This window comes from Pseudomonas entomophila (assembly GCF_013523165.1).
Classification (GTDB): domain Bacteria; phylum Pseudomonadota; class Gammaproteobacteria; order Pseudomonadales; family Pseudomonadaceae; genus Aquipseudomonas; species Aquipseudomonas entomophila_A.
Genome location: NZ_JAAMQI010000003.1, coordinates 67,704 through 81,639, shown reverse-complemented (window position 1 = coordinate 81,639; position 13,936 = coordinate 67,704). Strand labels below are relative to the sequence as shown.

Genomic DNA, 13,936 nt, shown 5'->3' with positions numbered 1-13,936 from the left:
GGGCTGTGGGCCAGGCTGCGCGGTGGCCGCACACGTTCGACCACCTGTTCGAAGGGGATGTCCTGGTGGGCCTGGGCTGCCAGCACCTGGGCCTTGACCTGGGTGAGCAGGCCGTCGACGTCCTCGACGGCCGCCATGTCGAGGCGCACCGCCAGGGTGTTGACGAACAGGCCGATCAGGCCTTCGACCTCGGCGCGTCGGCGGTTGGCCACGGGCAGGCCGATGACCACCTCCGGTTGCCCGGCCAGGCGCGCCAGCAGCGCCGCCCAGGCGCCCATGAAGACCATGAACGGGGTCACGCCACGGGCCTGACAGGCCTGGGCAATGGCCTGACTCAAGGCCGGCTCGAAGGTCAAGGGCAGGCTGGCGCCGGTGTAGTCCTGCCGGGCCGGACGCGGGTGGTCGGTCGGCAGGGTCAGCAAGGCCGGCGCGCCGTCCAGGGCCTGTTGCCAGTAGTCGGCCTGCTCGGTCAGGCGCGGGCCGACCAGCCACTCGCGCTGCCAGGCAGCGTGGTCGGCGAATTGCAGCGGCAAGGCCGGCAAGGGATCGTCCCGACCGTCGCGCAGCGCTGGGTAGAGCGCCATCAGCTCACGGGTCAGCACGCCCAGCGACCAACCGTCGGCCACCAGGTGGTGCACGGTCAGCAGCAGCACGTGGCGGGTGTCGTCCAGGCACAGCAGTCGGCCGCGGATGGGCAGGCCATGGCGCAGGTCGAAGGCGGCGTGGGCCTCCTCGATCACCTGCGCGCGCCAGGCCTCGGCGTCCTGGCCGCGCAGGTCGTGCCAGCTCAGGGTCGGCAGGGTCCCCAGCGGCGCGGCCTCGGCCCACGGTTGGCCGTCATCCTGGCCGAAGCGGGTGCGCAGGCTGTCGTGCCGTTCGACGATGCGCAGGATCGACCGCTGCAGCGCCTCGACGTCGAGCGGCCCGTCGAGCCGCAGGCCCAGCGGGATGTTGTAGGCGCTGTTGGCCTCCTCCATCTGCGCCAGGAACCACAGGCGTTGCTGGGCGTACGACAGCGGCACGCGGCTGCCACGGGGCAAGGCCGGGATCGGCGGCAGTGCAGCGTTCTGCGCACCTGCCGTGTCGTCGAGACTGCGGGCGACGGCGGCCAGTTCGCTGTCGGCGAACAGCCGCGCCAGGCTCAGCTCGCGACCCAGCCGCTGCTGCACCTGGGCGACCATGCGCATGGCCAGCAACGAATGCCCGCCCAGGTCGAAGAAGCGGTCGTGACGCCCGACCTGGTCGATCCCCAGCAGCTCGCCCCAGAGCGCGGCCAGGGCCTGTTCGCAGGCGCCGCGCGGCGCTTCGAAGGGCGCGCTGCCCAGTGCCTGGCGGTCCGGTGCGGGCAATGCGCGCCGGTCGACCTTGCCGTTGGCGGTCAGCGGCCAGTGGGCCAGCGCGACCCAGGCGCTGGGCACCAGGTGGCCTGGCAGGCGCGTGGCCAAGGCCACGCGCAGGCTGTCAGGGGTGGCCGTCGCGCCGTCGCGCAGCGAATAGTAGGCCACCAGGCGGGCCTGGCCGGGGCTGTCCTCCAGGGCCAGCACCAGGGCCTGCTCGATCTCGGGCAGCCGCGCCACCTGGCTTTCGACTTCACCCAGTTCGATGCGCACGCCGCGGATCTTCACTTGGTCGTCGTTGCGCCCCAGGTACGCCAGGGTGCCATCGGGGTTCCAGCGCGCCAGGTCGCCCGTGCGGTACAAGCGCGCCCCCGGCACCGTGCTGAACGGGTCCTGCGGGAAGCGTTCGGCGCTCAGCGCCGGCTGATTGAGGTAGCCGCGCGCGACACCGGCACCGCCCACGTGCAGCTCGCCCGCCACGCCCAGCGGCACCGGCCGCAGCGCGGCGTCGAGCAGGTAGACGCGGGTGTGGCCGATCGGCCGGCCGATGTCCAGGCCCTGGCCAGGGATCACCGGGCCGGAGGTGGCCACCACCGTGGTCTCGGTCGGGCCGTAGTTGTTGATCACCGCGAAGCCTGGGTCCTGGTCGAAGCGGCGCAGGCGGTCGCCGCCGATCAGCAAGGTGCGCAAGGTCGGATGGCGCAGGCCGCGGCCGAAGGCATGTTCGGCCACCGGCGTGGGCAGGAAGGCGACCTCCAGCGGCTGGGCCAGCCACCAGTCGAGCAAGGCATCGACCTGCTGGTTGTCCACGCTGTCCGGCGGCAGGTGCAGCACCGCCCCGGCGCACAGCGCCGTCCATACCTCCCAGGCCATGGCGTCGAAGCCGAAGCCGGCGACGCTGGCGGTGTGGCCGCCGGCTTCCACGGCGAAGGCCTGGCAGTGCCAGTTCACCAGGTTGTCGAAGGTGCGGTGCTCGACCATCACCCCCTTGGGCTGGCCGGTGGAACCGGAGGTGTAGATGACGTAGGCCAGGTGGTCCGGGGTCAGGCCCGGCACCTCAGGCGCCTCGGCACGGGCAGGCGTTTCGGTGCGGTCGATCAGCAGCACCGGCACTGCCGTGTCGGTCAGGCGCGCCTGCAAGCGCTGCTGGGTGAGCACCAGCACCGGCGCGCTGTCGTGCAGCAGGTAGGCGATGCGCTCGTCCGGGTGGGCGGGGTCGATGGGCACGTAGGCGGCGCCGGCCTTGAGCACGGCCAGCAGCGCCACCACGGTATCCAGGCCGCGTCGCGCCAGCACGGCGATGCGCTGGTCGGGGCCTGCGCCGCATTCGATCAGCCGGTGGGCCAGGGCGTTGGCCTGGGCGTCGAGGTCGGCGTAGCTCAGCTGTGCCTCGCCGACGCGTACCGCGGTCGCCTCGGGAGTGGCCTGGGCCCACTGGGCGATGCGTGCGTGCAGCAGGCGGGCAGGTGCTGGCCGTGGGGTCGGCCCGGCCAGCGCGCCCAGCAGCCGGTCGCGCTCGTGGGCCGGCAGCACGTCGAGCTGGTCGACGGGGGTGTGCGGGGCCTGGGCCAGTGCGTCGAGCATCTGCGCCATGGCCTGGGCCAGGTAACCGCACAGGCGTGCCGCCTCGATGCCGGGCGCGGCCTGCGCGGTCAGGGCAAAGCCCTCGCCCAGGTCGTCCACGCTCATCACCAGCGGGTAGTTGCTGCGCTCCTCGGCCAGCAGGACCTGGATACCGTCCCAGGTGCTGGCACCTTCGACCGGCGGCGCACTGTGACGGTAGTTGAGCAGGCTGTTGAACAGCGGCATGGGCGGTGCCACGCCACTGCAACGCTGGGCCAGGGCCAGCGGCGCATGCTCGTGGCGCATCAGCGCGGCCAGGCGTGCCTGGGTGGCGCGCACCGCGTCGAGCACCGGCCGCTGGTCGATGTCCAGGCGCAGCGGCAAGGTGTTGATGAAGATGCCCAAGGCCCGCTCGGTCGCCTCGGCGCCCAGCAGCCGACCCATCAGCACGGTGCCGAAGACCACCTGCTCGCCCCCGGCCAGGCTCGCCAGCACCCGCGCCCAGCCCAGGTGGAACAGGCTGGCGACGCTGATGCCCAGGCGGCGCGCCTGGGTCCGTAGCCCCTGCGCCAGCGCAGCGTCCATCGGCTGGCTGTGTTCGAGGATCGCCTCGTCGTCGTCCAGGCGCTGGCGTGCGTAGGCCAGGGTCGGGCGTTCCACGTCACCGAGCATGTCGCGGAAGAACGCCTCGTGGGCTGCCTCGCCCAGCCCGAGCACGGCCTGGGCCACGTAGCTGCGAAACGGCACCGGGGGGCCGAGCCGCTCGGCCTGCCCGCTCAGGCAGGCCTGGACCTCCTGGCGGATCACCTCCAGGGCGCTGTGGTCCATGGCGATGTGGTGGAACAGCAGGGTGGCCTGCACCGCGCCGTCGGCGCCTGCCGGGTGGCAGACCAGGCGCAGCAGGGGCGCCTGGTCGAGGGGCAGCCGGGTCGGCAGCGCGGTGGCGTCACGCGTCACGCTCAGTTCGGCCGTGCGCCAGACCACCTGCAACGGGGTCTCGAGGCCCTGCCAGTGCACCGAGGTGCGCAGGATGTCGTGCCGGGCGACGACATGGCGCAACGCCCCGATGAAGGCCTCCAGACGCGCGGCGTCGGCGAAGGCGAAACGCACCTGCATCAGGTACGGGTCGGCCTCGCCGGCGCTGGCGTGGTGGTAGAGGATGCCGGCCTGCAACGGGGCCAGGGGGTAGATGTCCTGGACGTTGGCGTGCCCGCCGGGGATGTCGCGCAGCAGGTGGTCGAGGGCAGCCTGGTCCGGCACCTGGCCGCCCGGTGTCAGGGCGACCAGGTCGAGCATGGCCGGGGTGATGCGCGTGCAATCGGCAGGGATGGCGTTGACCGGCGTCTGCTGCGGCGTGGGGCTGCCCAGCTGGCCGGCCTCGAGCAAGGCGATCAGTGCCGGCTTGTGCTGGCGCAGCTGCTCGACCAGCCCCTGTTCCTGCAGGGCCTGGCGGTTGCCCTTGACTACCAGTTGGCCGTCCTTGAGGCTGAGGTGGATGGCGTTGGCCGTCAGGGTGGCCAGTAATTGATCGATGCTCACAGGATGATCTCCATGCTCTCTGTGATGGCGGCATAACCCGCCAGCGTGGGGTGCTCGAACAGGGCGCGGACGTCGGCTTCCAGGCCTTCCTGGCGAAGCCGGGCGATGAGGTTCACCGCCAGCAGCGAATGGCCGCCCAGTTCGAAGAAATTGTCGTGTCGGCCGACCTGCTCGACGCCCAGCAGCTCGGCCCAGACCTGCGCCAGCAGGACCTCGACCTCGCCGCTCGGTGCCTCGAAGGCCCGGCCTGGCAAGGCGTGAGCGTCCGGCGTCGGCAAGGCGCGGCGGTCGAGCTTGCCGTTGGGGCTCAGCGGCCAATGGGTCAGGTGCATGAACAGCGCCGGCACCAGGTAGTCCGGCAACTGCTCGAGCAAGGCGGCGCGCAGGGCCGCTGCGGTGTGCACGGTGCCGCTGTACCAGGCCACCAGGCGCTGGGCGCCCAGGGCGTCGGCCCGTGCCAGCACCACCGCCTGTTCGATGCCCGGCACGCGCAGCAGGCTGTGCTCGATGTCGCCCGGCTCGACCCGCAGGCCATTGAGCTTGAGCTGGTCGTCGTTGCGTCCGAGGAACATCAGCTCGCCGTCGAGGCGCCGCTGGACCCGGTCGCCGCTGGCATACAGCCGCTCGCCAGGGGCGAAGGGGCTGTCGATGAAGCGCTGGGCCTGCTCGTCGGGGCGGTTGAGGTAACCGCGGGTCACCCCCGCGCCGCCGATGTACAGCTGACCCGGCACGCCCTCGGGGACCGGTTGCAGCTGGGCGTCGAGCACGTAGAGCCGGGTATTGTCGATCGGCTGGCCGATCGGCAGCGCGGTGGCCGGCACCGGCTGCTCGGGGTGCAAGGTGAACAGGCTGCAATCGACGGTGGTCTCGGTCGGCCCGTAGACGTTGTGCAGGCGCGCCCACGGCATGCGCTGGCGCACCTGGGCGGCCAGGGCCGCGGTCAGCTCGCCGCCGCCGCAGACGATGTCCACCAGGCTGGTGCAGGCCAGGCAACCGTCGTCATCGAGGAACTGCGCCAGCAAGGCCGGCACGAACTGCACCACGCTGACCTGGTGCTGACGGATCAGCGCGGTCAGGTAGGCCGGGTCGCGCTGCCCGTCGGGGCGCGCCAGCACCAGTGGGACGCCGCTGCACAACGGCCAGAGCAGCTCCCAGACCGAGGCATCGAAGCTGATCGCGGTCTTGTGCAGGACCACGCGCTCGGGCGTCTCGGGCCAGACGCGCCGGGCCCACTGCACCAGGTTGACCACCTGACGGTGCTCGACCATCACGCCCTTGGGCACGCCGGTGGAGCCGGAGGTGTGGATCACGTAGGCCAGGTCATGGGCGCTCGGCCGGCACACTGGCGCCTCGGCCTGCGTCGGCAGGTGCTCAAGGGCATCCAGGTCGATCACGACCTGCCCGGCCAGCGCCAGGCGACCGCGGGTCGCGCCGTGCACCAGCACTGCGCGCGGGGTGCTGCTGTCGAGCAGCGTACGCAGGCGCTCGGCCGGGTAGCTCGGGTCGAGCGGCACATAGGCGCCACCGGCCTTGAGAATCGCCAGCAGCCCGACCACCATCGCCGGGCCGCGCTCGACGCACAGGGCCACGCGGTCGTCGCGGCCCAGGCCGTGCGCCAGCAGGTGATGGGCCACGGCGTTGGCCTGGGCCTCCAGGTCGCGATAACGCAGCGCGACACCGTCGGCGTACAGCGCGATGGCCTCTGGCCGACGCCGGACCTGGTCGGCAAACAGTGCTGGCACGGTCTGCGTCAGGTCGTGGTCCTGCGCGGTGTCGTTGGCCGTCGCCAGCATCCGGTGCCGGGTCGCCTCGTCCAGCACCGCGACCTGTTGCACGGGGCGTTCGGGGTCCGCATCCAAGGCCTCGGAGAGGCTCGCCAGGGCCTGCTCGACCAGCCCGGCCAGGCGTGCGGCGCCCACCGAACCAGGCGCGCTGGCGCCCAGGTGCACGGCGCTGCCGAAGTCGTCCACGTCCAATGTGAGGGCGTAGGTGCCCGGCGCCTGGATCGGGTCGAAGTCGATGCCCTCCCAGGCAGCCTGACGGGTGTCCTGCCGGGCCTGTCCGGCCGCATGACGGTAGTTGAGCATGGCGTTGAACAGCGGCAACGGCGCCGGGACGCCACTCCAGCGTTGCGCCAGGGCCAGGGGTGCCTGTTCGTGGGCGAGCAAGGCCAGCAGGCGGGCATGGGTGTCGCGCAGCGCCTGGTGCACGCTGCGTTCGCCCAGCTCGACCCGCAGCGGCAGGGTATTGATGAACATGCCGATGCCACAGTCGGCGCCCTGCCCGCCTTGCAGGCGACCGAGCAGCACGGTGCCGAACACCACGCGCTCGCTGTCGCAGGCCACGCCCAGCACCCGCGCCCAGGCCAGGTGGAACAGGCTGGCCAGGCTGACAGCGCAGGCCTGGGCCTGGCGACGCAGCCGCTCGACCAGAGCCTGGGGCAGCGCGCGCCGGGCCTGTTCGGCCGGCCCGGCGACGACGCCTGGGGTGTCGAAGGCCAGGGTCGGCGTGTCGATGTCGCCCAGTTGCGCGCGGAAGAACGCCTCGTGGTCGGCCTGGGCCGCCCCCTGACAGGCCTGGTCCACGTAGTTGCGGTAGGGCACCGCTGGGGCGTGCGGCGTCCCCTGCCCGGCCAGATCATCGAGCCACTCCTCGCGCAGCACGTCCAGGGCCAGGGCATCGAGCACCACGTGGTGAAAGCGCAGGATCGCCTGCACCGTGCCTTCGGCGTCGGGCGCTGCGTGCCACAGTTCGATCAGCGGGGCCTGGTCGAGGGCCATCGGGCGGCGGGCATGGGCTTCGCCCAACAGTGCGACCGGCACCTGCTCGACCCGCAGGGCCGCCTGGCGCAGCACCACTTGGTGCGCCGTTTCCAGGCCGGCCCAGACGATCGCCGTGCGCAGGCTGTCATGGCGGGTGACGCTGCGCTGCAGGACGGCGGCCACCTGCTGCAGGCGCGCCAGGCTGTCGAAGCGCAGTGGCAGGTGCAGCAGGTAGGGATCGTGTTCGGGGGTGCTGAAGTGATGGTACAGAATGCCCTGTTGCAAGGGCGCCAGCGGGTAGATCTCCTGCACGTTGGCCGCGCCGCCCGGCACCTGGGCGACGATGCGGTCGATGCTCGCCTGGTCCAGGTCGGCCAGGGCCAACAGTGCCGGGGTGATGTGCGTGCAGCCGTCTGGCACACGGTTCGGCGGCGTGATGCGCGTGTCGCCCGGGCCCATGCCACTGGCCAGCGCGGCCACGGTAGGGCGCGCCAGCAGCACGCGCACGTCGATGCCCAGACCGCGTTCGCGCAAGCGCTCGACCAGGCTCACGGCCAGCAGCGAGTGGCCGCCCAGTTCGAAGAAGTCGTCGTGTCGGCCGACCCGGGCCAGGCCCAGGACCTCGGCCCAGACTGCGGCGATGGCCATTTCCAGTGCGCCGTGCGGTGCTTCGAAGCCTTGCCCCACGAGGCTGTCGGAGGTCGGTTCGGGCAAGGCCGCCGGGTCGAGCTTGCCGTTGCGGGTCAACGGCAGCGCGGCCAGGGCAGTGAACGCCGACGGCACCATGTGGCCTGGCAGGCAGTGTTGCAGGCCGTCACGCAGGGCCGCGGGCGTGACGGCCGCGTCGCCGGTGAACCAGGCCAGCAGGCGCCCGTCGCGGACCAGCACCACGGCGCTTTCGACGCCTGGCTGGGCCAGCAGCGCCGCCTCGATCTCGCCCGGTTCGATGCGCATGCCGCGCAGCTTGACCTGGGCATCGACCCGCCCCAGGTAGTCCAGGGCGCCGTCTTCACGCCAGCGCACCCGATCGCCGCTGCGGTACATCCGTGCGCCCTGCCCCGCGGCGTCAGGCCCGGCCACGAACGGATCGTCCAGGAAGCGCTCGGCGCTCAGCGCCGGTTGCCCCAGGTAGCCGCGTGCCACGCCCTCGCCGCCGATGTACAGCTCGCCGACCACGCCCACCGGCACTGGCTGGCGACCGGCATCAAGCACGTAGAGGCGTGCATTGGCGATCGGCCCGCCGATGTGCAAGGCGCCGCCCGGTTGCAGCCGCCCCGAGGTCGCCACCACCGTGGTTTCGGTCGGGCCATAGTTGTTGATCACGGCAAAGCCGGGGTCGCGGTCGAACTGGCGCAGGCGGTCGCCGCCGATCAGCAAGGTGCGCAAGGTAGGGTGATGCGGCGCACCGCGCAGCCAGTGCTCGGCCACCGGGGTGGGCAGGAAGCCCACCTCGATCGGCGTGCGCTGCCACCAGGCCAGCAGGTCCTCCAGCGCCTCGCTGACCAGCCCGCGCGGTGGCAGGTGCAGCACGGCGCCCTGACACAGCGCCGGCCAGGTCTCCCAGGCCGCGGCATCGAAGCTGAAGCCGGCGACACTGGCGGTCTGGCTGCCGGCCTGCAGGCCGAACGCCTCGGCGTGCCAGTGCACCAGGTTGACCAGGCTGGCGTGTTCGACCATCACGCCCTTGGGCTGGCCGGTGGAGCCTGAGGTGTAGATCACGTAGGCCAGGTGCCGGTCGTCCAGGCCTGGCAGGCGCGGATTCTGGGCCGACTGCCCGTGGCCGTCGAAACGGTCGAGGTTCAGCTGCGCGCCGTCGCCGACGCGGGCCTGGGTGGCGTCGTCGGTCAGCACCAGCCGGGGCGCGGCGTCGCTGAGCAGGTAGGCCACCCGCTCGGCCGGGTAGCCGGGGTCGACCGGCACGTAGCCGGCCCCGGCCTTGAGCACCGCGAGCAGCCCCACCACCCGATTCGGCGTGTTGCCCAGGCAGACCGCCACGCGGTCCTCGGGGCATACGCCGTGGGCCAGCAGCGTGTGCGCCAGGCGGTTGGCCTGCTGGTTGAGCTGCGCGTAGCTCAGGCACACGTCGCCCTGGCGCAGCGCCGGGGCCGAGGGTCGCTGGGCCGCCTGGGCTTCGATCAAGGCGTGCACGGTCAGGCCGCGCGGGTAGGCCCGCGGCGCGTGGCCGCGCTGCAGCAGGTGCGCCTGGGCTGCATCGTCCAGGATCGACACTCGATCGACGCGCCCGGGCGTGGCCTGGGCCAGGGCATCGACCAGGCGCGCCAGGGCCGTCTCGACCCACCCGGTCACGCACGCGGCGCCCAGCGTCGGCACGGCCAGTACCTGAAGGTCGAAGTGGGTGTTCAGGTCATCGACGCTCAAGGTCAGCGGGTAATGGCTGCGCACTTCGCCGTCGAGCACGCGCACCCCGGCCCAGGCGCCCTCGCCGTCCTGCGGGCGCGCCTCGGCGCTGTGCCGGTAGTTGAGCAAGGCGCTGAACAGCGTGGCGCCCTTGGGCAGGTCGGCGCAGCGCTGGGCCAGGGCCAGAGACGCGTCCTCGTGGGCCAGCAGCGCGTTGAGCCGGCCGTGCACGTCGCGCAGGGCCTGACGGGCGTCCTGTGTGGTGTCGATGCGCAGCGGCAGCGTGTTGATGAACACCCCCAGGGCCTGGCGGGCATCGCCGCCCTGCATGCGCCCGAGCAGCACGGTGCCGAAGACCACATCGTCGCGACCGGCCAGCACGCCGACCACCCGCGCCCAGGCCAGGTGCACCAGGCTGGCGACGCTGACGCCCTGGCGCCGGGCCTGCTCGCGCAGGGCCTGGTTCAGGGCGGGCGACAGGGGCCGGCGGCATTCGTCCAGCGGGGTGTCGTCCTCGCGCACGGCCAGGCCGCATGGCAAGGTCGGCTCGTCGACATCGCCGAGCATGGCCTCGAAGAACGCCGTCTGCGCGGCCTGATCGGCCCGCCCGACCTGGGCGATGTACTGACGGTACGGCACCGGCTCAGGCAGGACGACGTCGGGCTGCTCGAGCAGGCTCGCCAGCTCCTGGGCGACCCGGACCATGGCCTGGTTGTCGAGGATCAGGTGATGGAACAGCAGGATCGCCACGGTCTCGCCGGTGAGCCGGTCCTGGGCATGGGACAGGCGCATCAGGGGCGCCTGGTGCAAGGGCAGGCGGGCGCTGTGGGCCTGCACGTGGGCCTGCAACTGCGCCAGCGGCGTGTCGCCGTCCGTGATGTCAGGCAGCTCGACGGCCTCGACCGTCAACGGGGCCTGGCGCCAGACCACCTGGTGCGGCTGCGCCAGACCTTCGTGGCAGACGGCGCTGCGCAGGATGTCGTGGCGGTCGATGACCTGCTGCAGCGCCGTGGCCCAGCGGGTCAGGCGCGCCAGGCTGTCGAACGCCAGGCGCCAGCGCAGCAGGTAGGGGTCGCCGTGGGTGGCGCGCAGGTGGTGGTAGGTGATCCCGGCCTGCACCGGCGACAGGGGGTAGATCTCCTGCACGTTGGCCGCGCCGCCGGGCACCGTGGCGACGATGCGGTCGATGGCGGCCTGGTCCAGGGTGGTCAGGCTGAGCATGGCCGGCGTGATGTGCTCGGCGTCGGGCGGCACGCGGTTGGCCGGTACCTCCACGGTGGGCGCTGTGTGCCGTTCGAGCGCGGCCAGTTCGGCCAGGGTCGGGTGGCTGAGCAACTGGTGCACGCTGCCGGGCAGGCCGGCCTGGCGCAGCCGGTCGACCAGCGTGACCGCCAGCAGCGAATGGCCGCCCAGCTCGAAGAAGTTGTCGTGACGACCGACCTTGGGCACCTGCAGCACGTCGCACCACAGTGCGGCCATGGCGACTTCCAGCGGACCTTGCGGTGGCTCGTGGGCCTGGCCGCTCATCTGCGTCGGGTCCGGGGCGGGCAAGGCGCGGCGGTCGAGCTTGCCATTGGCGGTGAGCGGCCAGTGCGCCAGCGCGGTGAAGGCCACCGGCACCATGTGCGCGGGCAGCCGTTGGCGCAGGGCCTGGCGCAGCGCTTGAGGGTCGGGCGAGACGCCTTCGGCGGTGGTGTACCAGGCCAGCAGCCGCTCGTCGCGCACCAGCACCACGGCGTCCTGCAACCCAGGCTGGGCGGTCAGCGCCGCTTCGATCTCGCCCAGCTCGATGCGCATGCCGCGCACCTTGACCTGGTCATCGTTGCGCCCGAGGTACTCGAGGGTGCCGTCGGGCAGCCAGCGGACCAGGTCGCCGCTGCGGTACAGGCGCGCCTCGGGACGGTCGCTGAACGGGTCGGCGACGAAGCGCTCGGCGGTCAGGTCGGGGCGGCCCAGGTAGCCACGCGCCACCCCGACGCCGCCGATGTACAGCTCGCCCACCGCGCCGATCGGCAGCCTGCGCCCTTGCGCGTCGAGCACGTGCAGCTGGGTGTTGGCCACCGGTGCGCCGATGTGCAGCACCCGGTCGGCGCTGACCTGGCCCGAGCTGGCCACCACCGTGGTTTCGGTCGGCCCGTAGTTGTTGATCACCCGGTAACGGCGAGGGCTCGGGAGCTGGCGCAGGCGATCGCCGCCGATCAGCAGCACGCGCAAGGTCGGATGATCGTCGGCCAGGCCGAAGGCGTACTCGGCGACCGGGGTCGGCAGGAAGCTCACGTCCAGTGGCTGGGCACGCCACCAGCGCAGCAGCGCGTCGATGTTCTCGCCCTGGGGCTGGGCAGGCGCCAGGTGCAGGGTGGCCCCGGCGCACAGCGCAGGCCAGACTTCCCAGGCCATGGCATCGAAGCTCAACCCGGCCAGGCAGGAGGTATGGTGGCCTGGCCCCAGGTCGAAGGCCTGCAGGTGCCAGTCGACCAGGTTGGCGAGCATGCGCTGCTCGATCATCACGCCCTTGGGCAACCCGGTGGAGCCGGAGGTGTAGATCACGTAGGCCAGGTCGGCCTCGCTCGGGGTGCTCACGGGGGGCAGGCCATCCTCGGCGCCCAGCGGTGGCAGTGCGTCCAGCTCCAGCACCGGCAGCGGGCCGTCCGGCCGGCGCGCGCGCAGGCTGGACAGGCTCAGCAGCAGGCACGGGGCGCTGTCCTCGAGCAGGTAGGCGATGCGTTCGCCAGGCAAGGCGGGGTCGATCGGCACGTAGGCGGCCCCGGCCTTGAAGATGGCCAGCAGGCCGACCATCAGGTCCAGGCCCCGCTCGAGCAGCACGGCCACCCGCTGCTCGGGCCCGGCGCCCTGGCCGCGCAGGTGGTCGGCCAGGGCGCTGGCACGCTGGTCGAGTTCGGCGTAGGTCAGCTGGGCCTCGCCATGCACGGCGGCCACCTGTTGCGGGCGCAGCTGCGCCTGACGCTCGATGCGCCGATGAACCTGGCGGCTGCCGGCGGCGGGCAGTTCGCTGCGGTTCCAGTGGTCCAGTTGGCGCTGTTCGGCCGGCGTGAGCAGCTCGAACTGCGACAGGCGTGTGTCGGGCGCGGCCAGGCCCTGGTCGAGGGTCTGCAGCAGGCGTGCGGCCAGGGCCTGCGCCTCGTCGTCGTCGAGCCAGCCGCGGTGGTGCACCAGGTGCAGCCAGGCGCTGTCGGTCTGGCGGTTGCTGCGCACGTGGATCGCCAGGGGCGTCGCTTCATGGCCGTTGGAGACCTTCACGGTGTCGGCCTGGGCCTGGCCGTAGGCGTACTGATGGTTGTCCTGTTCGTAGGACACCGACACCTCGAACAGCTGGGCGCGCTCTTCGCGGGCCAGGCCCAGGTGGCGGTTGAGGTCGCTCAGGGGGAAACGTTGATGGCGCAGGTCGCGGCGCAAGGTGTCGCGCACGCGCCTGACCAGCGCCTCGAACGTCAGGTCGTCAGGGGTGGCCAGGTGCACGGCGCTGACCTGGGCGAAGTGTCCGAGGGTGGACTTGAAGTGCCCGCTGCGGTTGAGCATCGGCACGCCGACCACCCATTCCTGGCGCTGCCAGACGCGGCAGACGTACAGGTGCAGCGCCGCCAGCAGCACATGGAAGGCCGAAGCGCCCTGGATCTCGGCGAAACGCTGCATGCGCGCGTGCAGCTCGGCCGGAAACACCTGCATGCAGTTGCCGGCCGGCGACGGGTCGCTGGCGCGGCGCAACTGGCGACGGGGTGCCAGCAACGGCGCAGGCAGGTGACGGTACTTGTCCAGCCAGTAGGCCTTGTCGCGCAGGTAGCGCTCGGAGGCCTGGTAGCGCTGGTCGTCCGCGACGAACGCAGCGTACGAGGCGGCGGCGCCCGGCAGCGGGAGGTTCTGGGTCAGCGCGGTGTAGTGCTCGCCCAGAGCCTTGAGCATCTGGCCGAAGCCCCAGCCGTCGAGAATCAGGTGGTGGGCGTGGGTGATCAACCAGTGCCGGTCGGCGGCCAGGCGCACCAGACTGAAGTGCAGCAGCGGGCCGCCGTCCAGAGCGTGGTGGTGCTGCAGGGCGGCGCGCACCTGGGCCTGCGCGGCGGCCACCGGGTCGCTGGCCTGGCTCAGGTCGTACAGCGGCAGGTCGAGCGGCAGGTCGGCGACGAAGCGCTGCCCTGGCACGGTCGTGTCACTGCCAGGCGCTGCGGGCACCAGTACCGTGCGCAGTGCATCGTGAGCCCTCAGCAAGTGAGTCAGCGCTTGCTCCAGCAGCTCGGGCCGCAAGGGACCTTGCAGATCGACGTAGCCGCCGATGGTGTAGAGCGGCGAGTCGCCGTGCCCGATTTGATCCAGCCAGATGTCACGCTGAGCCGCGGTCAGCGGCAAAACTTCGGTAACAGACAT

The 13,936-nt window shown here is 72.1% G+C and carries 2 protein-coding genes (1 of these 2 running past the window's edge); both read right to left on the bottom strand.

The genetic code is table 11. The features are described from left to right. On the bottom strand, nucleotides 1-4,439 hold the 5' portion of the coding sequence (locus tag G7Z99_RS03340; protein WP_181092024.1) for a non-ribosomal peptide synthetase. 13,327 nt of this gene lie to the left of the window's left edge; the window shows 4,439 of its 17,766 coding nt (coding positions 1-4,439); its start codon is at nucleotides 4,437-4,439; its stop codon lies off the left edge, out of view. Continuing rightward, a complete protein-coding gene (locus G7Z99_RS03335) occupies nucleotides 4,436-13,936 on the bottom strand; it encodes a non-ribosomal peptide synthetase (protein ID WP_181092022.1) in 9,501 nt (3,166 codons plus the stop codon). The genes G7Z99_RS03340 and G7Z99_RS03335 overlap by 4 nt, the downstream gene beginning before the upstream one ends.